This is a genomic window from Bradyrhizobium sp. SZCCHNGR1005, from assembly GCF_032489995.1.
GTDB lineage: Bacteria > Pseudomonadota > Alphaproteobacteria > Rhizobiales > Xanthobacteraceae > Bradyrhizobium.
In genome coordinates, this window is sequence record NZ_JAUEZC010000003.1 from 737,348 (window position 1) to 762,556 (window position 25,209).

Annotated in this window: 24 protein-coding genes; 12 read left to right on the forward strand and 12 right to left on the reverse strand. The window is 64.1% G+C overall.

Annotated elements, in window-relative coordinates:
* Nucleotides 1–46 precede the first annotated feature (46 nt).
* Nucleotides 47–865: a 3'(2'),5'-bisphosphate nucleotidase CysQ gene (locus QXZ85_RS15925; protein ID WP_410051371.1), complete on the reverse strand. Its 819-nt coding sequence runs from the start codon at nucleotides 863–865 to the stop codon at nucleotides 47–49.
* Entirely contained in the window at nucleotides 852–2,246 is a 1,395-nt protein-coding gene (locus QXZ85_RS15930; protein WP_315706645.1) for a TldD/PmbA family protein, read from the reverse strand. The genes QXZ85_RS15925 and QXZ85_RS15930 overlap by 14 nt, the downstream gene beginning before the upstream one ends.
* A gap of 282 nt (nucleotides 2,247–2,528) precedes the next feature.
* Here QXZ85_RS15930 and QXZ85_RS15935 point away from each other — a divergent pair, with 282 nt between their 5' ends.
* Nucleotides 2,529–3,050, forward strand: a complete 522-nt coding sequence (locus QXZ85_RS15935) for a DUF6101 family protein (RefSeq protein WP_316174423.1) — start codon at nucleotides 2,529–2,531, stop codon at nucleotides 3,048–3,050.
* Nucleotide 3,051: 1 nt separating this feature from the next.
* Here QXZ85_RS15935 and ubiA read toward each other — a convergent pair whose 3' ends face one another.
* The 4 genes from ubiA to QXZ85_RS15955 form a co-directional block, all read right to left on the reverse strand.
* Nucleotides 3,052–3,987, reverse strand: a complete 936-nt coding sequence (ubiA, locus tag QXZ85_RS15940) for a 4-hydroxybenzoate octaprenyltransferase (RefSeq protein WP_315706643.1) — start codon at nucleotides 3,985–3,987, stop codon at nucleotides 3,052–3,054.
* Nucleotides 3,984–4,625: a hypothetical protein gene (locus QXZ85_RS15945; protein WP_409977593.1), complete on the reverse strand. Its 642-nt coding sequence runs from the start codon at nucleotides 4,623–4,625 to the stop codon at nucleotides 3,984–3,986. The genes ubiA and QXZ85_RS15945 overlap by 4 nt, the downstream gene beginning before the upstream one ends.
* A gap of 208 nt (nucleotides 4,626–4,833) precedes the next feature.
* Complete coding sequence (locus QXZ85_RS15950; protein WP_315807241.1) at nucleotides 4,834–5,370, reverse strand: hypothetical protein; 537 nt, start codon at nucleotides 5,368–5,370, stop codon at nucleotides 4,834–4,836.
* A gap of 233 nt (nucleotides 5,371–5,603) precedes the next feature.
* Entirely contained in the window at nucleotides 5,604–6,200 is a 597-nt protein-coding gene (locus QXZ85_RS15955) for a hypothetical protein (protein ID WP_315706641.1), read from the reverse strand.
* Between the two features lie 104 nt (nucleotides 6,201–6,304).
* Between QXZ85_RS15955 and QXZ85_RS15960 the strand changes: the two genes are divergently transcribed.
* The 6 genes from QXZ85_RS15960 (at nucleotide 6,305) to QXZ85_RS15985 (ending at nucleotide 12,226) form a co-directional block, all read left to right on the forward strand.
* On the forward strand, nucleotides 6,305–7,060 hold the full coding sequence (locus QXZ85_RS15960) for a 16S rRNA (uracil(1498)-N(3))-methyltransferase (RefSeq protein WP_315706640.1): 756 nt from the start codon (nucleotides 6,305–6,307) through the stop codon (nucleotides 7,058–7,060).
* Between the two features lie 118 nt (nucleotides 7,061–7,178).
* Complete coding sequence (locus QXZ85_RS15965) at nucleotides 7,179–8,339, forward strand: ATP phosphoribosyltransferase regulatory subunit (RefSeq protein WP_315706639.1); 1,161 nt, start codon at nucleotides 7,179–7,181, stop codon at nucleotides 8,337–8,339.
* A complete protein-coding gene (gene hisG, locus QXZ85_RS15970; protein ID WP_315706638.1) occupies nucleotides 8,336–9,313 on the forward strand; it encodes an ATP phosphoribosyltransferase in 978 nt (325 codons plus the stop codon). The genes QXZ85_RS15965 and hisG overlap by 4 nt, the downstream gene beginning before the upstream one ends.
* A gap of 79 nt (nucleotides 9,314–9,392) precedes the next feature.
* Nucleotides 9,393–10,436 carry a glycosyltransferase family 2 protein gene (locus tag QXZ85_RS15975; protein ID WP_315706637.1) on the forward strand — a complete coding sequence of 348 codons (1,044 nt, stop codon included), beginning with the start codon at nucleotides 9,393–9,395 and terminating at the stop codon, nucleotides 10,434–10,436.
* Entirely contained in the window at nucleotides 10,433–11,272 is an 840-nt protein-coding gene (locus QXZ85_RS15980) for a ChbG/HpnK family deacetylase (RefSeq protein ID WP_315706636.1), read from the forward strand. Before QXZ85_RS15975 ends, QXZ85_RS15980 begins: the two co-directional genes overlap by 4 nt.
* A 129-nt stretch (nucleotides 11,273–11,401) precedes the next feature.
* Nucleotides 11,402–12,226 carry a DUF2076 domain-containing protein gene (locus QXZ85_RS15985; protein ID WP_315743992.1) on the forward strand — a complete coding sequence of 275 codons (825 nt, stop codon included), beginning with the start codon at nucleotides 11,402–11,404 and terminating at the stop codon, nucleotides 12,224–12,226.
* A gap of 71 nt (nucleotides 12,227–12,297) precedes the next feature.
* On the opposite strand, the gene QXZ85_RS15990 is transcribed toward QXZ85_RS15985, so the two are convergent.
* Nucleotides 12,298–13,083 carry a L,D-transpeptidase gene (locus tag QXZ85_RS15990; RefSeq protein WP_315747615.1) on the reverse strand — a complete coding sequence of 262 codons (786 nt, stop codon included), beginning with the start codon at nucleotides 13,081–13,083 and terminating at the stop codon, nucleotides 12,298–12,300.
* Between the two features lie 310 nt (nucleotides 13,084–13,393).
* Here QXZ85_RS15990 and QXZ85_RS15995 point away from each other — a divergent pair, with 310 nt between their 5' ends.
* A complete protein-coding gene (locus QXZ85_RS15995) occupies nucleotides 13,394–14,173 on the forward strand; it encodes a protein phosphatase CheZ (protein WP_315706633.1) in 780 nt (259 codons plus the stop codon).
* Between the two features lie 115 nt (nucleotides 14,174–14,288).
* Here the strand turns inward: QXZ85_RS15995 and QXZ85_RS16000 are convergent, their stop codons facing one another.
* Nucleotides 14,289–14,795, reverse strand: a complete 507-nt coding sequence (locus tag QXZ85_RS16000; protein WP_315706632.1) for a hypothetical protein — start codon at nucleotides 14,793–14,795, stop codon at nucleotides 14,289–14,291.
* Between the two features lie 324 nt (nucleotides 14,796–15,119).
* Between QXZ85_RS16000 and groES the strand changes: the two genes are divergently transcribed.
* The 3 genes from groES (at nucleotide 15,120) to QXZ85_RS16015 (ending at nucleotide 18,581) form a co-directional block, all read left to right on the forward strand.
* The gene (gene groES, locus QXZ85_RS16005) at nucleotides 15,120–15,416 is read left to right on the forward strand and encodes a co-chaperone GroES (RefSeq protein WP_315706631.1); all 297 of its coding nucleotides are present in this window, start codon (nucleotides 15,120–15,122) and stop codon (nucleotides 15,414–15,416) included.
* A gap of 118 nt (nucleotides 15,417–15,534) precedes the next feature.
* Complete coding sequence (gene groL, locus QXZ85_RS16010; RefSeq protein ID WP_315727605.1) at nucleotides 15,535–17,178, forward strand: chaperonin GroEL; 1,644 nt, start codon at nucleotides 15,535–15,537, stop codon at nucleotides 17,176–17,178.
* A 209-nt stretch (nucleotides 17,179–17,387) separates the two neighbouring features.
* Nucleotides 17,388–18,581, forward strand: a complete 1,194-nt coding sequence (locus tag QXZ85_RS16015) for a hypothetical protein (protein WP_315706629.1) — start codon at nucleotides 17,388–17,390, stop codon at nucleotides 18,579–18,581.
* Nucleotides 18,582–18,639: 58 nt separating this feature from the next.
* Here QXZ85_RS16015 and QXZ85_RS16020 read toward each other — a convergent pair whose 3' ends face one another.
* On the reverse strand, nucleotides 18,640–19,050 hold the full coding sequence (locus tag QXZ85_RS16020) for a hypothetical protein (RefSeq protein ID WP_315706628.1): 411 nt from the start codon (nucleotides 19,048–19,050) through the stop codon (nucleotides 18,640–18,642).
* Between the two features lie 142 nt (nucleotides 19,051–19,192).
* Complete coding sequence (locus QXZ85_RS16025; protein ID WP_315706627.1) at nucleotides 19,193–20,857, reverse strand: L-lactate permease; 1,665 nt, start codon at nucleotides 20,855–20,857, stop codon at nucleotides 19,193–19,195.
* Nucleotides 20,858–21,197: 340 nt separating this feature from the next.
* On the opposite strand from QXZ85_RS16025, the gene QXZ85_RS16030 reads away from it, so the two are divergent.
* Nucleotides 21,198–22,964: an ABC transporter ATP-binding protein/permease gene (locus QXZ85_RS16030; RefSeq protein WP_315727601.1), complete on the forward strand. Its 1,767-nt coding sequence runs from the start codon at nucleotides 21,198–21,200 to the stop codon at nucleotides 22,962–22,964.
* A gap of 279 nt (nucleotides 22,965–23,243) precedes the next feature.
* Here the strand turns inward: QXZ85_RS16030 and QXZ85_RS16035 are convergent, their stop codons facing one another.
* Both QXZ85_RS16035 and QXZ85_RS16040 read right to left on the reverse strand, forming a co-directional pair.
* On the reverse strand, nucleotides 23,244–24,239 hold the full coding sequence (locus QXZ85_RS16035; RefSeq protein WP_315744106.1) for a TorF family putative porin: 996 nt from the start codon (nucleotides 24,237–24,239) through the stop codon (nucleotides 23,244–23,246).
* A gap of 450 nt (nucleotides 24,240–24,689) precedes the next feature.
* On the reverse strand, nucleotides 24,690–25,196 hold the full coding sequence (locus QXZ85_RS16040) for a hypothetical protein (RefSeq protein ID WP_316174427.1): 507 nt from the start codon (nucleotides 25,194–25,196) through the stop codon (nucleotides 24,690–24,692).
* Between the last annotated feature and the right edge of the window lie 13 nt (nucleotides 25,197–25,209).

The window sequence follows — 25,209 nt, forward strand, 5'->3', positions numbered from 1 at the left end:
TCCACCGCACTAACAGGCGGCGACTTGAACGGCGCAGATCGAAGGCTCAAGGCTTGGACGCTTCTCGAAAATGCGTGACGATTTCAGCATGTCGATCGCGTCCTGCTGCTACCAGCACCCCGTGCGCCACATCCCGACGATTATAGAGGATCGGATCGCCGGACAATGCGGTCATTTTACCATTCGCTTCCTGCACGATCAAATGCGCCGCCGCAAGATCCCAATCGCGGCTTTGTCCGCCTGCAAAAGCAGCATCGAGTGCGCCATGCGCGACACGGCACAGCCGCAGTGCTAACGAGCCGATTCGCGGATGAGGTTCAATCCGGGCTGTTCCGGACACAAGCTTTTCAACCAGCGGTTTCGGACCCGCCATGCGCGAGACGTCGAGCACGCTGCCTGCGGAGGCGCTGACAAGCTCGCCATTGCGGATGGTGCCCTGCCCGCGCGCAGCGAAGAAGAACTCGTCGGTCACGGGAACGAACACCGCCGCCAGGATCGGCGCCGAATCCTCGACCAGGGCTACGCTGACACACCAATCGTCGCGGCCACCGAGATAAGAGCGCGTGCCATCGATGGGATCGACGATCCAGACCCGCCGTTTGCCGAGGCGCGCCTCGTCGTCGACACTCTCCTCCGAAAGCCAGGCATATTCGGGGGTCGCCGCGCGCAGCCGGCTTTCCAGGAGGTCGTTGACCGCAATATCGGCTTCCGAAACCGGCGACGAGGCCCCCTTGGTCCACCTCCGCAAATCCGTTCCGAACAGCGACAGCGCGAGCCAGCCAGCGTCTCGCACCGCGTGCTTCAGGAGCTCGGCATCGCGCAGCAAGCTTTGTGCGTCGGAAGGTTCGAGATCAGCGGCCGCCAAGCGTCAATCCTTCGACGCGCACCGTCGGCGCATTGACGCCGTAGCGGAATTCCAGATCGTTGGCGGGCACCATCGACTTGAATATCTCGAACAGATGGCCGGCGATCGTCACCTCGCTGACAGCATAGGTCGCCTTGCCATTCTCGATCCAGAAGCCGGAGGCGCCGCGGCTGTAATCGCCGGTCACGCCGTTGACGCCCGAGCCGATCAGATCGGTGATGTAGAAGCCCTGCTTGATGTCGGACATCAGTTCGGCCGGGCTGACGCTGCCGGCTTCCAGATGCAGATTGTAGGGCCCCGGGGATGGGGAGGAGGAAACGCCCCGATGCGCGTGACCGGTGGTGACCAGGCCAAGCTCGCGCGCGGTCCCGGAATCGAGCAGCCATGTCGTCAGTACGCCGTCATCGACAAGCGCCGTGGTCTTAACCCTGACGCCCTCGGCATCGAAGGGCTGCGAACGAAGCCCGCGCTTGCGCAAAGGATCGTCGATGATGCGGATGCCCTTGGCGAACAATTGCGCGCCAAGCTTGTCCTTCAGAAAGCTGGTCTTGCGCGCGATCGAGGCGCCATTGATGGCCCCGACGAGATGGCCGACCAGCGAGCCCGAGGCGCGCGGATCGAACACGACCGGCACCTGGCAGGTCTCGACCTTGCGCGGATTGGCACGCGCGACCGCGCGCTCCCCGGCATTGCGCCCGACCGTCCCAGGCGGCAGCAGATCAGCACCGTGCGGTGCGGACGTGTAGTCATAATCCCGCTCCATGCCGGTCCCCTCGCCGGAGATCGCGGTGGTCGAGATGCTCTGGCTGGAGCGCAGATAGGCGCCACGGAAGCCGGCGCTGGTCACCAGCACCATGCCGCCGATGCCTGCCGCGGCCGAGGCGCCGCCTGACCTTGTCACGCCTTTCACCGCGAGTGCCGCAGCTTCGGCCTCCTGCGCCCGGCGCTCCAGTTCCGCGGTCGACGGGATATCCGGATCAAGCAGATCGAGGTCGGGGAAATCGCGCGACAGCAGCGCCGGATCGGCGAGACCGACATATTTGTCGTCGGGCGCGACGCGCGCCATCGCGACTGCGCGTTCGGCAAGCCGGGCCACGCCGTCGCCGCTGACATCGTTGGTCGAGACCACCGCCTGGCGCTGGCCCACGATCACACGCAGGCCGACGTCATCGCCTTCCGAACGTTCCGACTCCTCGACGCGGCCATCGCGCACCTCGACCCCTTGCGAAACGCCGCGCACCGCGATCGCATCGGCCGCATCCGCGCCAGCCTTGCGCGCCGCCTCGACGAGGCGTTCAGCCAATGCACTGAGCGCAGATTGATCGAGCAGATCGCTCTGGGCGGCTTTCGTGGGCGAAGTAGCTGACGGTGAAGAGGTCACGAACAGGATCCCAATGGGTACGGGTGGCGCCGAGACGGCTCTATTGAGACAAATGTGCGCGACGGCCGCCGACTTCAAGCTGATGAGGCCGATTACGCGTCGGATTGTCGGCAACTCGGCAAGGCTTCGTCAATCATGCAAGCCAAGCTCTTGTCAATCATGCCAACAAGAGCATGCCTCGTCACGTCTGATTAACCAGGCTTTTTAAGCAGAAACGGGCGGGAGCCGTGGCAAGGTCACACGCATCGACCGGGAACATAATCCTGGCGGGGAGATCAAGCCGTGAGGCGTCAAACAGCAACAGGCGGAAGCAATTCCGCTGGGTCGGGCCGCAGCCTGCGGCTCGACCCTCCTTCCCTGCCCGTCTCGTTTTCCACGCACGATATCCGTGCCGATGGCGGCGTACGGCAGGTCGAACTTCATCGCGAGCGCGTCGTGCTGCGTCGCGCCGTGCGCGGCATGCGGATGGCGGTGAATGTTCGGGTCAGCGACTTCCGCGGCATCGCATTGCGCGAGTCCGATAGCGTGCACATGCTGGTGCTGGTGCACCGCGACCCCTCGCTCAGCGTGCCGCTTTGCATCAGTGCCGATGACGACGAGATCGAAGCCGCCTGGACGATGTGGAGCGAAATCTTCGCACTGCCCCAACTGCAGGACACCACAAAGGAAGCGGCCCCGCGCCGCCGCCGCCGTAATGCGATCCGTTCGCGCCGCCCGCGTTTCCTGATGCGCCGCCGCGTCGGTGACCTGCTGAACGGCGCGACGATCCATCGCGGTGAGCGCGAGATCATCGCCCGGGATTGAGTTACACCAGCGACCGCAGCACCGCATCGGCCACGAGGCCGGCGAACAGGAACAGCCCGGCGTCACGGTTCGAATAGAATACCCGCTTGCACAGCGCTGTGTCGGAGATGTCGAGCCGACGGATCTGCGAGCCGAGTTGCACCGCAAAGGCGGCAAGACCGACCCAAGCCGCGACGTGAGAGCCGGCCGACAGCAGCGACGCGCCAATCAGCACGACGGCAAGTGTGTAGAGGATCGCCAGGGCGCGATACGTGCGCGCGCCGAACAGCCGAGCCGTCGACTTGATGCCGATCAGCGCGTCGTCCTCGATGTCCTGATGCGCATAGATCGTGTCATAGCCGATCACCCAGAAGATCGAGCCGGCATAAAGCAGAAACGCCGTTGCATCGAGCCGCGCGAAAGCGACGGCAAATCCCATCAGCGCGCCCCAGGAGAAGGCGAGCCCGAGCACGGTCTGTGGCCACCAGGTGATGCGTTTCATGAACGGATAAATCGCAACAATCAGCAGCGAGGCGATCCCGGTCACAATCGCGAACCGGTTGAACTGCAGCAGCACGATCAGTCCGATCAGCGCCTGCGCGACCAGAAACACCAGCGCCTGCTTGACACTGATCTGGCCGGCCGGAATCGGCCGGGACCGCGTGCGTTCCACCTTGGCATCGAGGTCGCGATCGGTGATGTCGTTCCAGGTGCAGCCCGCCCCGCGCATCACGAAAGCGCCGATGAAGAACAGCGCGATCCAGAGCGGCAACCGGATAAGATCGTGTGCAATGCCTGAGGCCAGTGCGGCCGACCACCAGCACGGCATCAACAGCAGCCATGAACCGATCGGCCGATCGTAGCGCGCGACTCTAAGATAGGGCCGCGCCCATGGCGGCGCCGCCGTATCGACCCAATTGCCGGTCGCGTCAGCAACGCGTACGGCCGCGTCGCTCATCGCGTCAGAACGTTGCCGGTCAAGGTATCGAACGCCGATCCGCCCTTCTTGGCCGTGTTGGCTTCGGGCAGCGAGGCCGAAGACCCCAGCACGTCGCTCAAGGTGGGACCGGCCGGCCCGCGCTGCTGCATCTGCTGGGCCACGTTGCAGACCTTCTTCTGCAGCGCCTCGGTGTTCTTATGGCCAGCCTTCAGCTGATCGGCGATCTGGGACGGAATACCGCAGCCCGCGGCATGCGCATCGACATATTTGATCATCTTCAGTTCGGCAGCACCGAAATTGCCGATCAGCTTGCAAGCCTCCTCGGGAGAGGCGTGGCGGTCACTCGCCGCCTTGATCAGCTTTCCGCGCCGTTCCGCTTCCTCGCGCAGCGGAAGAAAATCCTTCATGCAGGTGTCGGACGGACCGCCCTGCGGACGAGCCATTGGCGACGAGAAGCCGCCGCCTCCCCCAAAGGGAGCGGTACCGGCGCTCGGGAACGGGCTCGCCGGCGCGGCGGCGCTGGCGCCGGAATTGCCGTTGACAGGGGGAAAAGGTGAACTGCTGGTCTGCGTCTGGCCCGGCAGCGGCGCAGGAAACGCGCTCTGCGCGACCGCCTGCCCCGCAAACAGGGGCACGGCGGCGACGGCGAGCGGCATAATCAGGCTGCGAATGATCAAGGCTGGTTCTCCGGCAAGACCAAGCTGTCCTTCAAGCTTCCGGATCAAAGCGCGATCGGATTCAGGGGCTTTTACGATTCCTCTCACTTGTAAACAACCGCCGAATTCGTGAGCAACGCGGCGCAGAGGCGCAGTCCACCGGCCAAAAGGACCGTTTCGGACCCAAACCGACCCGTGTGAACTGCGATCAGAGTTCAGGCAGGCGAATCGCCGCCGCCAGGTTCGAGGGTTCAGCATTGTCCTTGGTCACCATGGACTGTACCACCATCCCAAAACGGACGGGCTCGATCAACGAAGCACGGTCACCGGGCTCTACAGGCGCCCGCTGTGTCAGCGTGCAGACCTTCTTCATCAGCGCCACGGTGCTCTCATGGCCCACCCGGAGCTGATTGGTGATCTTGGCCGGAATCCCGCAGGTCTCGGCATGTGCCACAGCAAAATCGATCATTTTGCTCTGGGCCAATTCGTAGTCATGCACCAGCCGGCAAGCTTCCGCATTTGGCGCATGCCGCTCGCCCGCCGCTCTCATCAGCCTGCCGCGGAGCAGCGTTTCGTCGCGCAAGGGCGTGAACTCCTTGAGGCAGCTTTCGGGCGGCTTGAAACCGCCGGCGAGCGGGCGCGACGGTGCCACGGCCGGAGGCGACGGATTGCCGGTCTGGGCAGTCCCTGGTGATGACCCTTGCGCCGAAGCCTGGCCAGCCAGCGCTAGCGCAGCGAGGGCCACCAGCGGTTTCAACGAACGTCTGATCATCAACTCGGTCCTCCGCCCGGGCATCATGCGCTCCCGGACGCCCTCGGAAGAAGGCCTGCGGGTCACAATCGATTTTGGCGAGGAATAGAGCTTGAGAAATCTGTCAGGAGCGCGGCGCGGCTTGGTTCCGCATTGCCGGCCCATGATTGCCGGCTCATGGCCCGCATGCATCTGCGCGGAAATCGCGTCGCCGCGCCGTTGAGGTCTTATTTTATGCTTTCGAAATCCCCGGTCGGCCCATTGGGAGGCCAAACGCGAGTCGGGGCCGTCGGCGCCGGACCCAGCATGTCTGGGCCCGCCTTTCCCGCCGGTTGTTGCGTCACTTGCTCCGCCAGCGCGCAGACCTTCTGCAGTAGCCGCTTCGTGTTCTCGTGACCGCTCTTGAGCTGATCGGAGACCTGAACGGAAATTCCGCAAGCGTGTGCGTGGGTCTCGACATATTTGACCATCTTGGCTTCCGCCTGCTCGAAGCTTCCGATCAACCGGCAGGCTTCGTCGGGCGGCGCGTGGCGATCGCTCGCCGCCTTGATCAGCCTGCTGCGCTGCTCGGCTTCCCCTCGCAGAGAAACCAACTCCACCGTGCAGTCGTCGCTCGGGGCGGCAGCTGGCGCGCTGCTGCCGGAAAAAGGGCTATCGAGAAAACCGATGGAGCCGTTGCCGGCATCTTTGCTCGGGGAGAACGTCGGATCGCTCGTCTGGGCCTGATTCGGCAGAGGCGCAGGAAAAGTGTCTTGGGCCAGGGCCTGTTGGCATCGGATGATTCCCACAGAGATGAGCAGCAGAATCAGCAAGCGAAGGGTCAAGGCGCGCTCCGAGCCCGATCGAGATTTCCGCAACGCGCGCTATTCGCGCTACAAGTGTGCGTCCGAGATCATCTTACCTCGTTCCAGCCAGCCCGAACAACCGCATGCCGAACTACGATTTCTCCGCTCCGCGCCTGTTCATCGATGCGTCCTTGAGCACCGGCCAGGTGATCACGCTGGAACGCGACCAGAGCAACTATCTCGGCAATGTCCTGCGGCTGTCCGCAGGCGATGCCGTCCTGGTGTTCAACGGACGCGACGGCGAATGGCGCGCGGCGATTGCCGGCCGCAAGCGTGCCGAGCAACTGACCATCCAGGAGCAGATGCGGCCACAGGACCACCTGCCCGACGTGGCCTATGTCTTTGCGCCGCTGAAGCACGCCCGCCTCGATTACATGGTGCAGAAGGCGGTGGAAATGGGCGCCAGCCGACTGCAGCCGGTCATCACGCGCTTTACCCAGGTCTCGCGGGTCAATAGCGAGCGCATGCGGGCCAATGTGGTCGAGGCCGCCGAACAATGCGGCATTCTCAGTCTCGCCGAGGTGGCCGACCCGGTGCCGCTCGCGCGCTTCCTTGCCCAGCGTCCGCCCGAACGGCTGCTGGTGTTCTGTGACGAGGCCGCTGAGGTCGCGAGCCCGCTTCAGGCTCTCCACGCCGCCGGCGCACCGGCCACCGGCATCGATTTACTGATCGGACCGGAAGGCGGCTTCGCCGACGAGGAACGGGCCTTGCTGCTCCGGCAGCCGCGACTGGCCCGGCTTGCGCTGGGACCGCGCATCTTGCGGGCAGATACCGCTGGCGTCGCTGCGCTCGCCCTGATTCAAGCGGTCCTTGGCGATTGGCAGGGCGACATCCGTTAAGACCGCCGCGAAGAGTCCGGCCGGAGCGACCCGTTCCCTGTCGAAACCGCGGATGTGGCATGCTAAGGGGGCCGCGCGCCCGGCCGGGCGCTACCCGAGTTTTGGAACCTTGAAGACGATGACCGGATCCGCCACTCCCGGAACCGCCGCCTGGGCGGACACGCTGCTGCAATCCCTTGCCCAGGCCGGCTATGTCAGGGCCGAGCCGGCCATCCTGCAGCCCGCCGAGCCGTTCCTGGACCTTTCGGGCGAGGATATTCGCAAGAGCCTGTACCTCACCACCGACGCAAGCGGCGAGGAACTGTGCCTGCGTCCCGACCTGACCATCCCCGTCGCCCGCGATTATCTCAGCTCGCCGCAGTCCGGCCAATCGGCCGGTTTCAGCTACCTCGGACCGGTGTTCCGCTACCGCGACGGTCGCCGCAGCGAATTCCTGCAGGCGGGCGTCGAATCCTTCGGCCGCCACGACCGTGCCGAGGCGGATGCCGAGATGCTGGCGCTCGCACTCGAAGCCGTCACAGCCGTCGGGATCAAAGACGTTGAGATCCGGACCGGCGATGTTGCGTTGTTCATCGCGCTGATTGACGCGCTCGATCTTTACCCCGTCTGGCGCCGCCGGCTGATCAAGGATTTTAATCGCAAGATCACGCTGGAACAGGATCTGGAACGGCTCGCCCTCGCCTCGTCGACGGTCCGTAACGAATATGAGGGCGTGCTGGCCGCGCTTGCCGGCAGCGACCGCAAGGCGGCGCTGGCGCTGGTGACGGACATGATGTCGATCGCGGGAGCCACCGCCGTCGGCGGCCGCACCGTGGCCGAGATTGCCGACCGCTTCCTCGAACAATCGACCTTGAAGGGCGGCGCCCTGCCCCGCGACGCCCTCAATCTGATCAAGCGATTTCTTGCCATCAGCGGCGCTCCGGACGAAGCCATCGCGACCTTGCGGAGCTTGGCCGGCGAGGCCAAGCTCGACGTCGGCGCCGCCATCGATCAGCTCGAAGCGCGGGTCGGCTTCATGGCCAAGCGCGGCATCGACGTCAAAACGATCCGCTTTGCCACTGCATTCGGACGGGGCCTGGACTACTACACGGGTTTCGAATTCGAGCTGCATCGCAAGGGGGGCGGCCCCGAGCCGCTGGTCGCCGGCGGGCGCTATGATGGGCTGCTGAGCCAGCTCGGCGCGCCGACGCCGATTCCCGCGGTCGGCTTCTCGATCTGGGTCGAAACGCTGACGCAAGCGAATGCTTCGCGTGCCGCCTCGCGCGGGAGAGTATCATGAGCGGTCCCCTTGTCGTCGCCGTCCCGTCCAAGGGACGCCTGCAGGAAAACGCCGAAGCGTTCTTCGCTCGGGCCGGCCTGACCTTGTCCAAGCCCGGCGGCGCCCGCGACTATCGCGGCACGATCGCTGGCCTGGACAATGTCGAGATCGCCTACCTTTCGGCCAGCGAGATCGCCTCACAGCTCGCGCGCGGCGCCGTCCATCTCGGCGTCACCGGCGAGGACCTGCTCCGCGAGAGCATCGTGGATGCCGACAGACGCGTGCTGCTGATCGACACGCTCGGCTTCGGCAGCGCCAATGTCGTCGTCGCCGTGCCGCAGGCCTGGATTGACGTTCGCACCATGGCCGACCTTGACGACGTCACCACCGGCTTTCGCGCCCAGCACGACCGGCGCATGCGGGTCGCGACCAAATATATCAACCTCACCCGCAGCTTCTTCGCCGCCCATGGCGTGGTGGATTACCGCATCGTCGAAAGCGCAGGCGCCACTGAAGGCGCGCCGGCCGTTGGAACGGCCGAGCTGATCGTGGACATCACCACCACGGGTGCCACCCTCGCCGCCAACGGGCTGAAGGTCCTCGACGACGGGGTGATCCTGCGCAGCCAGGCCAACCTGGTCGCCTCGCGCGAGGCCGATTGGTCGGAGGGGCCGCGCGAGAGCGCCCGGGTGATCCTCGACCACATCCACGCCCGCGCGCGCGCCAGCAAATACCGCGAGGTGCGCACCCGCTTCAAAGGCTGTGACGCCGCCATGCTCACCGAGGCCCACAACCGCTTCGGCGTGGTCGCCCCGTTCGGCGGCCCGACCTCGTCAGGGATGCTGACCCTTCATTGCCCGCCCGGGCAGATCTACGCGCTCGGCACCTTCCTGCGCAGCCATGGCGCAGAGACCGTGTCGGTCGCTGCGCTCGACTATGTGCTGGACCGCGAAAATCCCCTGTTCGCGAAACTCGAAGCCTTCCTGCGGTCATAAGTCGCCGTTCATCGTAGCGACAGGTCGTCGCGCCTACCATATGTTGAGGCTATGACCCGGGGGCCTGGGAACCTGACCGATGATGCTGGGTACTGACGTTTCGGATCTTTCGACGACCAAGGCCGATGCCGCGGCGCAGGGGCTGTCGATCGTGATCCCTGTCTACAACGAAGCGGCCGGACTGGTCGCGCTGCATGAGCGTCTCAACGGCTTGGCGCGCACGCTCCGGCAGCGCTTCGGGCTGCCGTGCGAGGTGGTCTATATCGACGACGGCAGCACCGACAATACGCTCGCGGTCGCGCGCAACCTGTCCGCCGACGCGTTCGACGTGCAGGTGATTTCGCTGTCGCGCAATTTCGGCAAGGAAGCCGCGCTGATGGCGGGGCTCGATCATGCCCGGCGCGGCGCCGTGATGTTCATGGATGGCGACGGACAACACCCGCCGGCACTGGTCGAGCAACTCGTCGCGCACTGGATCAATGACGGCTACGATGTCGTCTATACCGCCAAAGCCCACCGCGACAACGAGCCTTTGCTGCGCCGGGTCGCCGTGCACGGCTTCTACGCGCTGATCAATTGGGGCGCGCGGCAGAAGATCCCGGAGGACGCCGGCGATTTCCGCCTGTTGTCGCCGCGCGCGGTGGCCGCCTTGCGGCAGCTTCCCGAGCGCAACCGTTTCTTCAAGGGGCTTGCGAGCTGGATCGGCTTCCGCCAGATCCGGGTCGATTATGAACCGGCGCCGCGCGCGCACGGCGTCACCACGTTCAACCTGATGCGGCTGCTCGGGCTGTCGATCGAGGGCCTGACCTCGTTCTCGGTGGCGCCGCTGCGATTTGCCAGCCTGCTCGGGCTGCTGCTGGCGACGGCGGCCTTCCTGTTCGGTCTGTCGATCCTGTGGGAGACCTTGACGACGGGCAAGTCCGTGCCGGGCTATCCGTCCCTCGTGGTCGGACTGATGACGATCGGCGGCGTCCAGCTGATCATGATCGGCATCATGGGCGAATATATCGGCAAGATCCTATCGGAGTTGAAGGCACGCCCGATCTACTTCGTCGCCGAGCACAACGAGAAGCGCGCGGCGGATGCAGCCGCCGGCCGGCCCGAAAGGACTGCGGCTGAATGAGCGAGGCACACCGGCGCATCTGGCTGTGCGCCGATGATTACGGCATCAGCCCGGGCGTGAACCGCGCCATTCGCGACCTGATCGGGCGCGGCCGGCTGAATGCGACGTCGGTGATGACGGTCGGCCCGGCCATCGGCCGCGACGAGGTCGCCGAACTGCGCAAGGTCGCGGCTGACAGCGCGCGCTGCGCGATCGGCCTGCACGTGACCCTGACCGCGCCGTTTCGTCCGCTGACGATGCATTTTCGTCCGCTCCACGGCGGGCTGTTTCCGCCGTTTCCGAAGCTGCTCCGCACCGCGCTCATGCGTCGCATCGATCCTGAGATCATCCGCGCCGAAGTGATGGCGCAACTGACTGCGTTCGGCGAACTGTTCGGACAGGCGCCGGACTTCGTCGACGGCCATCAGCACGCGCAGCTCTATCCGCGAGTCAGCGAAGGCTTCCTGGCGGCGGTCAAGCATGCGGCGCCGTCGGCCTGGGTGCGGCAGGGCGGCCGCAATGCGCCGCTGTCGCAGAGTCTGCGATCACCGAAGGCGCTCGTGCTCGACATGCTCAGCGCCCGATTCCGGCAGCGCGCGGCGCGTGCCGACATCACCTTCAATCCCGCCTTCGCGGGGGCCTACGACTTCACCCGCGATTCCGACTTCGGCGCGCTGATGGGTGGCTTTCTCGCCGGCTTGCCCGAACACGGTCTCGTGATGTGCCATCCCGGCTTCGTCGATGACGTCCTGATCGAGCTCGACCCGCTGACCGTGCAGCGCGAGCATGAGCACAGCTATCTCGCCGGCGAACAATTTCCCGACCTGCTCGCCGAACACGGCGTGCGGCTGGATTGACGACGCTGCCGTGAACGCGGCGGTCACTTTGACGCATACAGAAATTTAATCCGCCCCCCACTAGCTGCCACATAAACCGCCCTTAGATTCTTGGCCGCGCTTCGCCAGACGAGGCGGCAGGAGGATCTGATGACACCGCAAGAACGCCAACTGATCGACGATCTGTTCGACCGGCTTGCAAAGCTGGAGAGTGCACCGCGTGATCCGGAGGCCGCCGCCGCTATCTCCCAGGGACTGCAGCGCGCGCCGCACGCGGTCTATCCCCTGGTGCAGACCGTGCTGGTGCAGGACGAAGCGCTGAAGCGGGCCAATGCGCGAATCGAAGAGCTGGAGCAGCAGGCGCAGGCGCCGCAGCAGAGCCAGTCCGGCGGCTTCCTGGACTCGATGCGTGAGACGATCTTCGGCTCCGGCCAATCCCGCGGCTCGGTCCCCAACGTTCCGCCTCCAAGTGCCCCTAGCCGGCCGGTGTGGAACAGCGGCCAGGCGATGCCCCAGGGGCAACCCGGCTATTACGGTCAGGGCGGCTACGGCCAGAGCGCCGGCTACGGCCAGGGCGGCGCCTACGGTCAAGGCGGCTACAGTCAGCCGCAAGGCGGTATCTTCGGCGGCGGCGGGGGCTCGTTCCTCGGCACGGCTGCAGCCGCGGCGGCCGGCATGGTCGGGGGCTCGCTGCTGTTGGGCGGCATCCGCAACATGATGGGCGGCGGCCAGCATCAGGCCTTCGGCGACACCACCATCATCGAGGAACGTCCTGGATCGAGCTCGCCCTGGAGCGATCAGTCCAACAGTTCGCTGGCGCGCGATGCCGGCATCGACGATATCGGCCGCTCCGGCGACAGCGGCCGCTCCGGCCTGTTCGACCAGGCCTCTAATGATGACAATGATCGCGACGACATGGATGCGGATGCCGGCGATTATGACAATGGCGGTGACGACGGCAGCGACTACGCGTAATAGCCCCTCCCTCTGCTAAGAAAAAAGGCCGCCTATTGGGGCGGCCTTTTGCTATTGAAAGCCGATCGGCTTCAAATGACGATCACCCTGGTACCCACATTGACGCGGCCATACAGGTCGATCACATCCTCGTTGCGCATCCGGATGCAGCCGGACGACACATTGGTCCCGATCGTCCAGGGCTCGTTGGAGCCGTGAATCCGATACAGCGTGGACCCCAGATACATCGCGCGCGCGCCGAGCGGGTTCTGCGGCCCGCCTTCCATGTGCCGCGGCAGGTCGGGCCTGCGGGCCAGCATCTCCGCCGGCGGCGTCCAATCCGGCCACTCGCGCTTGTTGGTGATGGTCTTGACGCCCGACCAGGTGAAGCCGGGACGGCCGACACCGATCCCATAACGCAACGCCTTTCCGTCTCCCTGAACCAGATAGAGGAACTTGTTGGGCGTATCGATCACGATCGTGCCCGGCCGTTCTCTGCCGTCATACTCAACGATCTGCTTCTCGTATTTCGGATCGAGCGGGCGCTGCGGATCATAAGCCTCCTCCTGCTCGGGGACTGCCCCGCCGGAGCGCTCCGGCTCATAGTAGGACGGCTGCTGCTGATAGATCGGCCGCTCCGCCGGATCGTCGCGGTAGCCCCGTCCCTGCGGGTCGCCAAACAGGAATTCGATGAAGCCCCCACCCATGCGCGAACGCTCGACATAGGCGGAGCGGACGGGGGCGCTCTGCTCCGGTGGGCCGGCATAGATCACGGTCGGCTGCTGAAATCCCGCGGCGTCGATCGCCGCGGCCCGATCGACCGCCATACAAGAGAAGCACGCGCCGGCAATCAGCGCTGGAAAGATGGACTTGAACATCGACGTACTCTGTACTGTTTCGTCTTGAAGATTGTTCATCGCGCGAGGTCGAGCATCCGCCCGCGCATGCCGCCAACTAAGATCAAAAGCCGATCGGTTTGGTAAACACGGGCCGTGTTTTGATTCACCATCGCGCCAAGCCGGGGCGGATTCGGCGGCTAGCGTTTATTTTGGATGAAGGGCTCATCGGCATGGTTAACCGCGGCTAACCGCGGCCGCAAACACGTGTCCGTTGAGAGTTTCCGTTGTGAACGTGATGTTAAATAGCGTTCGCTTAGAACAGACTGAAGTTGAGGACAGGGATTATCTCATGTCGGTTCGCAAGCGTTTTCGTATCGAAGAAGGAATTCTCGGCCATATGCCCGAGCCCGATTTCGCGGGCGGCGAGATTGGCCCGCAGCACAAGGAAATCATGGACGAGCTCCGCGCGATCCGCACTCAGATGGCCAATGTCATGCGCAACGGTGGCACCAGCTCGGCAAACGCCGCGATCGAAGAATCCGCAGCTCGCGAGGTCGCCGAAGCGCGCGCGCTGCTCGAGACCTACCGTGCGCAAATCGAGCAGTGCGAGAAGCTCAAGGTCGAACTCGACCTGATCCACGACGCGATCAACCGCACCAAGGGCGAGATCGCGGTACTCCATGCCAAGAGCTTCGACGGCCAGGAAATGGCCAAGGTCAATGGCGAACTCGGCGCGGTGGTCGGCGGCACCGAACAGGCGACCCAGCAGATCCTCGAAGCGGCCGAAGCGATCGACCAGGCGGCGAGCGCGCTAGCCAAGGTCGACTCGGCGGATCAGCAGCGAATCCTTTCCGAGGATATCCAGGAGCGCGTGGTCTCGATCTTCGAGGCCTGTAACTTCCAGGACCTCACCGGTCAGCGCATCAACAAGGTGATGACCACGATGAAATTCATCGAGCACCACATCGTGGTGATGATGGAGATCTGGGGCGGCGTCGACGCCATCAAGGCGCATACCCCTCCGATCGTGGACACCCGCGAGGGCGATGCGCGCCTGCTCAACGGCCCGAAGGCTGAAGGCGAGGTCGGCCATGCCTCGCAGGACGACATCGACGCCATGTTCAACTGAGCCATCGACCGCGCCGGACGGAGGGGCCGGCGTCAGGGCGAGAGACAAAACGCCGGCACAATGCCGGCGTTTTTCATTTTGATGGATGAAGACCGTCCAACGGTCGGTTCGATCGTCAGGCCCGCGGCCCACAACGGACATAGACCATGTTGCCGTAGCGGGTCGCGGCATCCTTGTCGACGAAACGGGTCACCAGCACCCGCCCGTCGAACGACAGCACCTCGCGATCCTGCTCGCCGCCGGGAGGCCCGGCCGGGCCGATATAGTTCTTGCCGCTGGATGAGCCTTTCAGCCGCAGCTCCTGCGGCGTGGCCTGATCGGCGAGATGCATCACCACGCCGCCCGAAGTGCCGGCCCCGATCGTATAGGGCTGCTTGCACTGCGCCACCGCCATCTTCTCGGTGCGCGCGCGGTCGGTGGGGTTCTGATACGAGGCGAGCCCCCACTTGCCGACCAGCTCATCGGGGCGGATCGTCGACGGGACCTCAGGTTCGACGCCGGGTTCGGGCGCGACGGGAGCCGAGGGCGATAGGCTGAAGCTGCTGCACGCGGCGAGAAAGATCGTGAGCGCTGAAGCGATTCCCAGATTGGCAACCGCCCGCGCGCACCGTGAACTCTTCATGGGATCCCCTTAGAAACAAGATCATGGCTGCCCCGTCCGGCAACCAAGCGCAAATCAGGCGCAAGGGCAACGACGTCGGATGCCGCCGTTGCCTCGCCACCATGGTTTACCCCAGGTAGCATCTTATAACAGCCTCAAGAACGGCTTAACCGGTTTGCTTGACAGGATCGGCGTCAAGCCATATTTCCCGAGCGACCTTAGCACTCGGAGGGCACGATTGCCAAAGGGGCGAGTCAGTTGGCGCCAGCTTCGCGCTAAATGTGGCCGCATTCAGATTCTTTTCCGACAGCAACCCCGTTCGAAGCGCCCGCAAAGGGAAACGTCATGGCCAAATCGAAATTTCGTCCGCTGCACGACCGCGTCGTGGTGAAGCGTATCAGCGCCGAGGAGAAGACCAAGGGCGGCATCATCATCCCCGACACCGCCAAGGAAAAGCCCTCGCAGGGCGAAGTGGTGGCTGTCGGCCCCGGCGGCCGCGATGAAAGCGGCAAGCTGGTGCCGATCGACCTCAAGGTCGGCGATCGCGTGCTGTTCGGCAAGTGGTCCGGCACCGAAGTCAAGCTCGACGGCGAGGAACTCCTGATCATGAAGGAGTCCGACATCATGGGCGTGCTGGCCTGATCCCCTTCGCGCCCCGCGCGTCCAAGCGCGACGGGGCGACAGATTTTGCAAACCTCATCAGCCACCGAAGGGCGGACACAGCCCTGGCGATGAGGTCCCACCAGAGGAACATTCAAAAATGGCAGCCAAGGACGTCAAATTCGCCGGAGACGCGCGCGATCGCATGCTGCGCGGCGTCGACATTCTCGCCAACGCCGTCAAGGTCACGCTGGGTCCGAAGGGCCGCAACGTCGTGATCGAGAAGAGCTTCGGCGCCCCCCGCATCACCAAGGACGGCGTCACCGTCGCCAAGGAGATCGAGCTGGAGGACAAGTTCGAGAACATGGGCGCGCAGATGCTGCGCGAGGTCGCCTCCAAGACCAACGACACCGCCGGTGACGGCACCACCACCGCGACCGTGCTGGCCCAGGCCATCGTGCGCGAGGGCGCCAAGGCGGTTGCCGCCGGCATGAACCCGATGGATCTCAAGCGCGGCATCGACATCGCGGTGGCCGCCGTGATCAAGGACATCGAAAAGCGCGCCAAGCCGGTCGCCTCGTCCTCCGAGGTCGCCCAGGTCGGCACCATCTCCGCCAATGGCGACGCCGCGATCGGCAAGATGATCGCCCAGGCGATGCAGAAGGTCGGCAACGAGGGCGTCATCACGGTCGAGGAGAACAAGTCGCTCGATACCGAGGTCGACATCGTCGAAGGCATGAAGTTCGACCGCGGCTATCTCTCGCCCTACTTCGTCACCAACGCCGAGAAGATGACCGCCGAGCTCGACGACGTCTACGTGCTGCTGCACGAGAAGAAGCTGTCCGGCCTGCAGGCGATGCTGCCGGTGCTCGAAGCCGTGGTGCAGTCGGGCCGTCCGCTGCTGATCATCGCCGAGGACGTCGAGGGCGAGGCGCTCGCGACCCTGGTCGTCAACCGCCTGCGCGGCGGCCTCAAGGTCGCCGCCGTCAAGGCGCCGGGCTTCGGCGATCGCCGCAAGGCCATGCTCGAGGACATCGCGATCCTGACCGGCGGTCAGCTGATCTCGGAAGACCTCGGCATGAAGCTCGAGAACGTCACCATCAAGATGCTCGGCCGCGCCAAGAAGGTCGTGATCGACAAGGAGAACACCACGATCGTCAACGGCGCCGGCAAGAAGGCCGACATCGAGGCGCGCGTCGGCCAGATCAAGGCGCAGATCGAGGAGACCACCTCGGACTACGACCGCGAGAAGCTGCAGGAGCGGCTGGCCAAGCTCGCCGGCGGCGTGGCGGTGATCCGGGTCGGCGGTGCCACCGAGATCGAGGTCAAGGAGAAGAAGGACCGCGTCGAGGACGCCCTCAACGCGACCCGCGCCGCGGTGCAGGAAGGCATCGTCCCCGGCGGCGGCGTCGCGCTGCTGCGCGCCAAGAAGGCGGTCGGCCGCATCACCAACGCCAATTCGGACGTCCAGGCCGGCATCAACATCGTGCTGAAGGCGCTCGAGGCTCCGATTCGCCAGATCTCCGAGAACGCCGGCGTCGAGGGCTCCATCGTGGTCGGCAAGATCCTGGATGAGAAGTCCGAGACCTTCGGCTTCGACGCCCAGACCGAGGACTATGTCGACATGGTCGCCAAGGGCATCATCGACCCGGCCAAGGTGGTCCGCACCGCGCTGCAGGACGCCTCGTCGGTCGCCGGCCTCCTGGTCACCACCGAGGCCATGGTCGCCGAGCTGCCGAAGGAGCCGGCACCGGCCATGCCGGCCGGCGGCGGCATGGGTGGGATGGGCGGCATGGGCTTCTGAGCCTGCCCTTTCGCACCTGCCAGAGATGACGAAGGCCGCCTCCGGGCGGCCTTTTTCTTGCGAAAGATGAGTGAGGCGCGGACCAACCGTTCGGAACTTCAAATTCGCCACACGCGATTTGCTTAAGGCGGATCACGGCGGATATGTAGCGGACCTCGAAGTCGGGACATTCGGGTCATTCGATTCTTACCCAAAGCAGGATTTTCATGATGCGCGCGATTTTGCTTGCTGGTGCCGTGGTTGTCGCGGCAGTGCCGGAACTCGGTTGGTCCCAGAGCAAGGTGGGCAAGACTGCCCCAAGCACGAGCGAGACCAGATACTTCACCGCGATCGACGGGCTGATGGACGGCAATGCGGATGTGATCCTGAAGGAAACCAGGCAGGGCAAGACAATCACCGCGGCGACGCTGGATGTCTGCTATCCGGTGGAGAAGAATTCCGAACGCAAGGATCGCTTCGTGGCCAATCTGGCGGTGAACGGCCAGACACTGACCGGCACCGCGCAGAGCAACGGCACCAAGGATCCCGTATCGGTCAAGCTGACCCAGAAGGCCAGCGGCGACACGTTCGAATTCCGCGGCCAGATCACGGTCGGCAAGACGGTCACGGAAGTTGCCTCGACGGACAATTCCGACATCAGCGAAAAGGAGTTCCAGGACAGTCAGTCGACCGACGACGGTATCGTTGCGCAGCCGAAGGATTTCACCGACGTGTCGCCGGAAGCCGTCGCCGTGCGCATCAAGCTGGATGCGGCGCTCGATTTCCTGAAGAGCCTCAGGGGCCAAGACGTCGAGCTCGGGCTGTCCAGCCTGACCGTTGGCTGCGATGCGCTGCGTGCGGGTGAGCAGACCATCAGCATGACCGTCGATCCCGATCGCGCCCCGGCGCTGATCGCCAAGGCGCGAACGATGAACGGAGTCGTCACTGCCGGCTGGACGGCGGGTGCCGTCGAGATGGACCGCACCTTGCGTTTCGCCGCGGCCGACTGGCGCGATGGCGACAAGATCAACCGGGACAAACTGGCAGCGACGGTCTCCGACGTGCTCGCCAAGAGCTACGGCGCCAAGGCCGTGGCTACGACCTGGAGCCCTGTCTCCGGCAAGATGAAGCTCACCTTCAAGCGGCCGAGCCAGTTGATGCCGGGCCTCGATCTCACCGAGGTCATCGAAGTCACCGGCTTGGTCGCACCGGACAAGCCGGGTGAATCGGATGCCTTGATGTTGTGGGTCGGCAGTCCCGTCACGACCACGGTGGACGAGGCCGGCGGCGCAAAATTGATCCTGGCGGAGGAATCGTCCGGGGACGAGGAAGGCGACCAACGCGACGATGGCGGCACCATCGCTGAGCTGGCCAAGGTGCTGAAGGCGAAACGCTGGGACGCCGACAACTCCGTCTGGAAATAACTGCGGACCCGATCCGCTCGGTCGCAGCCGAACCTGCGACCGGGGCGCGTCCACGGGCTCAATTGGTATTGAGCCGAAAGTGAAGCGTCTTCGGTCCGACGAAGAAGATCGAATCACCCTGCCGTTTCCAATTCGTTGCTGCCGTCAGTGCGGCAATCAGCTCGTCATCGGCCTGCGCGCGCGAGGCCGGGCAATTGCGATCCTCGATGGTTCTGGCCAGGAAAATCACGCTGTCGCCCGCGACCGAGAACTGCCCTTTCGCGCCTTTGCACCACAGCTCCAGCACGGTCTCGCCGTTGTCGCCAATATCGAGATCGGGCACCCGCTTCGATCCAGGTTGCGGCAGCGCGTCGAGGGTCATCTCCATGCCGAATGGAAAGCCCGCGTCGGCACGGGCCGCCTGCAAGCCTGCTATCGCGACAAACAACACGGCCACGCATCCAGCAGCCCCTCGCTTCACAGAAACCATAGCCCCCTCTCGATCGTTCAACGTTCGCCTTCATCCACTGGCGATCACGGCGGCGGCACGGCTCCCGCATAATTGTGACCCAAAAATAGCAATCCCCGCGCGAGCTGGCCTCGCGCGGGGATTTTTCCAAAGTGAAGCGGCTTTACTTCAGCACCATCGCCGTGAACGGATAGACGTAAGCCTGCAGCGTCACGAAGATGCCGACCAGGCAGGCCAGCACGATCGAATGCAGGAAGACGTAGCGCAGGATCGAGCTTTCATGCCCGTACCAATTGGTCGCAGTAGAGGCGACGACGATCGACTGCGCGTCGATCATCTTGCCCATCACGCCGCCGGACGAGTTCGCCGCCGCCATCAGAATCGACGGCAGGCCGAGCTGCTCCGACGTGATCTTCTGCAGATTGCCGAACAGCACGTTTGAAGCGGTGTCCGATCCTGTCAGTGCCACGCCCAACCAGCCCAGCAGGGTGCCGAAGAACGGATAGAGCACTCCGGTTGCAGCGAAGGCGAGACCAAGCGTGGCGTCGACGCCGGACAGCCGCGTCAGCGTTCCGATCGCAAGCATCGCCGAGATGGTGATCAGCGAGATCGCGCAGAGCCTGATCGTCCGGCCATATTCAGCGATGAGCTTGCCGGGCTTCACCCCCATCAGGAAGCCGGAGATGATCGCCGCGATCAGCATGCCCGTGCCGGTAAACGACAGGTAGGTGAACGAGAACACCGCTCCCTCCGGCGTCGGCTTCGCCGCAACCGGCGGCATCTTGTAGATCATCTTGTCCAGCTCGGGCACGGCGTAGTTCCAGGTGAAGATCGAATTCGCCCAGGTCTTGAAGCCGCCATTGCCCCAGATCAGCATCACGATGCAGACGATGATCCACGGCAGCAATGCGCTCCACAGCTCGGCTTGCGTCAGCGGCGTGCGATCGAGCGGCTTCGGCGCGGTCATGGTCGCAGCCGATTCGTCGCGGCCACGCAGGGCGGGCGACAGCCACAATTGCTTCGGCTGCCAGACCCGCAGGAAGAGGATCAAGGTGCCCATCGAGATCAGCGAGGCGCCGATATCGACGATCCAGGGGTTGACGTAGTTGGAGATCAGGAATTGCGGGACCGCAAAGGAGATGCCGGTGACCAGCACGGCCGGCCAGACGTCCTTCATGCCCTTCCAGCCCGCGAATGCCCACACCACCCAGAACGGAACGATCAGGGAGAACACCGGCAGTTGGCGTCCAACCATCGCGCCGAGAATGTAGGGATCGAGACCCGTCACCGAAGCGAGGCCCTGGATCGGCGTGCCCAGCGCGCCATAGGCCACCGGTGCGGTGTTGGCGATCAGCGACAGGCCGGAGGCCGCCAGCGGCGAGAAGCCGAGGCCGATGAGCACGGCACCGGTGATCGCCACGGGCGTGCCGAAGCCGGAGGCGCCTTCGAAAAATGCGCCGAAGGAAAACGCGACCAGCAGCAATTGCAGTCGCCGATCCTCGGTCACGCCGCCGACCGCACGCTTCAAGAGTTCAAAGCGGCCGGTCGAAACCGTAACTTGGTAGAGGAAGATGACGTTCAGCACGATCCAGCCGATCGGGAAAAAGCCGGTCACGATGCCGAGCACGGTGGCCCGGATCGACATATTGGGTGGCATCGTGAAGATGAAGATCGTGATCAGGTTGGTCACGATCACGGCGATGATGGCCGCGATATGCGCCTTCACCTTGCCGCTGGCGATCAGCACCAGCAGCGTGACCACAGGGATTGCGGCCGCGATGGTCGACAGCGCGGCGCTCCCGAGTGGGTTATAGATTTGGTTCCACATGACTTTCCTCCCCAACTCCCCATTTGAGCTTCTTGGGCCTTTGCCCGGCAGGGCGGGTCAGGCCGATATGGCGCCGGGGGCGCGAATCACGCCGGAACACGGAACCTGATCACATGCTTGGCAGCGCCAAACTGTGCTCAAATTCTCGCGAAATCTTCGGCAGTTCCCACCCCGCGCCGTGGCCCATGCTAGGGTCTGAGGCAACTGAACCACAAGTGAACCCCGGTCGCGCCGCTTACGACTTTAGTCTACCCTCCATGAGGGTCCACCCCGGCTATTTGCGCCGCGGCATTCTTTCCCGGTTGGGGGCCATGAGCCCTGTCTTCGGAGCAGTCAGCTAGTGAACAATCTGCGCTCGACCATCGCCATCGTCTGGCGGATCGCCATCCCCTATTTCCGGTCCGAGGACAAGCTCGCCGGCCGGGTTCTGCTCGCGGCCGTGATCGCGATCGAGCTCTCGCTGGTCGCCATCCAGGTCCTGGTCAATGAGTGGCAGAACCGGTTCTACAACGCCCTTCAGCAGTACGACTGGAACACCTTCGTTTGGCTGATCGGCGTCTTTCTCGTCCTCGGAGCGGCCTTCATCGTCCTGTCGGTCTACCAGCTCTATCTCAATCAGTGGCTGCAGATCCGCTGGCGACGATGGATGACCGAGGTCTATCTCCGCCGCTGGCTCGACGGAGCCAACCACTATCGGATGCAGCTCAAGGGCGATGCGGCCGACAATCCCGACCAGCGCATTGCCGAGGACGTCAAGCAGTTCATCGAGCAGACATTGGGCATCACGATCGGTCTGCTCAGCTCGATCGTGTCGCTGGCGTCCTTCGTCGTCGTGCTGTGGGGTCTGTCAAACGCCGCTCCGCTGCGCCTGTTTGGCGGCGAAGTCGCGATCCCCGGCTATCTCGTCTGGATCGCCTTGATGTACGCGATTTTCGGCACCGCGCTCACGCAGTGGATCGGCTCTCCGCTGGTCAACCTCAATTTCGAGCAGCAGCGGTTCGAAGCCGATTTCCGCTTCAATCTGGTCCGTGTCCGTGAAAACTCCGAGCAGATCGCGCTGTTGAGAGGCGAGCAGGCGGAGCAGGGACAGCTGTCGACGCGCTTCGGCCGCGTGGTGAACAACTGGTACCAGATCATGAGCCGGACCAAGCGGCTGACAGCATTCACAGCCGGCTATTCGCAGGCGGTCGTGATCTTTCCTTATGTCGTGGTTGCACCCGCCTATTTCGCCAAGACGATCGCGCTGGGCGGCATGATGCAGACTGCTTCCGCGTTTTCGACCGTACAAGGTGCATTGTCGTTTTTCGTCAGCGCATACCGAACGCTTGCTGATTGGCGCGCGACAGTCGCCCGCCTCGACGGCTTCGAGATGTCGATCGACAGCGCGATATCGCTGTCCAGCGAGCCGGAAACCGTCGACCTTGTCAGTGCGGCCGGCCGCGACGCGATCGAGATGGAGCAGCTGCTGCTCAAACTTCCGAACGGCCTGCCGTTGATCTCGGCGGATGGCTTCAGCATTCGCGGCAGTGAAAGCACCCTGGTGACCGGCCCATCAGGGGCAGGCAAGTCGACCTTATTCCGCGCCATCGCCGGCGTCTGGCCATTTGGCGCCGGCGTCATCAGCGTGCCCGCCCATGCCAAGCTGATGATGTTGCCGCAGCGGCCCTATTTCCCGATCGGGGCTCTGAAAGCGGCGATCGTCTATCCGGCGCCATCCGATGCCTTCAGCGACGACCAGGTCAGGGCTGCGCTCGCGGCGGTGGGGCTGCCGCAGCTCAGCGAGCAGCTGGAAGACGATGGACACTGGAATCGCACGCTGTCGCTGGGCGAACAGCAGCGGCTCGGGATCGCGCGGGCGTTGCTGCATGCGCCTCAATACCTGTTCCTGGACGAGGCGACGGCCTCCCTGGACGAGCCGTCCGAGGCCACGCTCTATCGCATGCTGCAGGAGCGCCTGCCCGATACCACCATCGTCTCGATCGGCCATCGCTCGACGCTTCACGAGCTTCATGACCGCAGGGTCGAACTGACCCGCGAGGGCGATCGGTTTGCCCTCCGCAACAAGGACCAGCAAGCGAAAGCCTACTCCGCCGGAGGCGGCGAGTAGAGGAACGGCGAAGCGGCGGGCGCCTGCGGCGCGGGAGTTAGCGTGTTGGACGTTGCAAGGCCGGGCGTTGTGCATGCGCATCCACCGCGCTCCAGTGCCTTCGTCAGAGCTGAATCGATGGGATCGCGAGCGCCGTCATCCGTTGTCTCGCGGATGCCCTGTTGATCCGGATGTCGATCCGACGCCGGCCGTTTGTCCGCCTTCGATGATCCTCACGCAAAAGCAAAGGGGCGGCAGATCGCTCTGCCGCCCCTCGTCCTCAAGTCTTGAGGACCGAACTTACTTCAGATTGCTCATCGCCGTCAGGTCGAACGAGAGCTTGGCGATGCCAGCCGCGCCGCACCAGTTCGAACTGGCTCCCAGCGGATTGTTGCCGGTAACGGGCGCCGCTCCGACGGTCGCGTTGAAGGCACCGGTGAAGACGCTGCAATCACCCTTCGACAGGTTGGTGTCGGAGTAACGCAGGTCGAGCGTGAACACCTTGTAGGTGAAGCCGATGCCGACGTTCCAGGTGTTGTAGTCGGCGTAATGGATGCCATTCGGGAATACCGCAGTGCCGTAGAAGCTGTCGGTGGTGCCGAACCACTGACGGCCGAACTCACCGGAGACATACATGCCGACGCCGCTCGAACCGAACAGATCAGCCGGCGCGGTCCACTTGCCGGTCACCGAGGTGTAGTTGCCCCAGGCGCCGGAGTTCAGGAAGCTCGGCGTATAGAACTCGGTGAAGCCGACGGCCCAGTTGTCGTTGATGGTGTAGGTGCCCTTGCCGTAGACCTCGAAGAAGCTGACGTCCTTCTTCATGGTGTTGCCGTTGAGCAGGAAGTTGGTGGCGCACTCGGTGCCCTGGAAATTCCCGGCGAAGTCAAACCCGGTGCCGCCGAACTGGCAGGTGCCGCCCGGATACAGATAGCCCCACACGCCGATGTCGAAGGCGAAGGCGCCGAAGGTCGGGCGGATACCGCCGTAGACGTCGATCTCAGCCGCGGCGCGGTTGGCGAAGGAAATGCTCTCGCCGGAGACGCCCAAATAGAGCTGCAGGTCCTTGGTGACGTTGTAGCGCGGCTCGATATAGGCGGCGACCGACGGCTTGTGGTTCGACTGGGTGACGCCGCGGAAGATGTAGTCGTTCATGATCGCGCCGCCGAAAGCGACATCCCAGGGCTCGAAGGCCGGAGCCGGAGGCGCCTTCAGAGCTTTCATCGGCAGATCCGCCGCGAAAGCCGACCCCGATACCATTGCCAGCGCCGTTGCCAACAAAGTCCATTTCCGCATGACGATCCCCATCACCTAGCTTCCAAACATCAGTCCGATTTCCGATCCCCCCGGGACACAAACAAACCGACTGCGTCAAACCATCGGCAATTTGTGTCAGGTCCCAGGCATTGGAGAAGCAAAAAAGCGCGGCATTTGCCGCCTTTTTAGGCGTTTTGGCGCTTCTACGGCAGGTTGTCGGCAGCTGTTGCATTTGAACAACAAACTTTACCGCGAGTAGAAGTATCGGGAATGCATCCGAGACATGACAGCCACACCAGGATGGCACGGGGCGCAGCCGAGCGAATCAGCCCGCGCATTTTGCGCCGGGCGTCGAGATCAATGTCGCGGCGGGAAACCCTGGCCCGCGAGTAGGTTCGAGCCAGCGCAAGCAAGTTCGAGCCGGCGCAAGCAAAAAGCCGCAGCAATCGCTGCGGCTTTCCGAATGATTCAAGCAGGGACTAGCTTCAGCTACCGGCCCGCGCCGGCGGCCGTTTCATCGTCGCCGGTTTCGACGGGCTCGGACGTCGGTCCCGCCCAGCTTTCACCCTGCGCCGATTCGGTTTCGGGCGTTTCGGCGTGGCTCATGTCGAAGATCGGCTCGGCTGGCGCCGCCTTCGGGGCGCGCTTCTTGGCGGCTTTCTTCTTCGGCGCCGGGACGGCTGCCGCCGCTTTCTTAGCGGGCGCCTTGGCCGCTTTCTTCGCCGCAGCCTTCTTGGCTTTCTTCGCCGGAGCCTTGGCTACCTTCTTCGTCGCCTTCTTTGCAGCTTTCTTCGCGGTCTTCTTGGTGGCTTTCTTGGCTGCCTTCTTCGGAGCCTTTTTCGCGGCCTTCTTTGCAGACGTCTTGGCGGATTTCTTCGCCGTCTTCTTGGCTGCCTTCTTGGCCTGCGCCATCAGCTTCTTTTTCTTTTTATCCTTCTTGTCTTTCTTGTCCTTTTTGTCTTTCGCCATCGTGATCCTCCTGTTGCCGCCGAGCATTCCGGCGGACGCC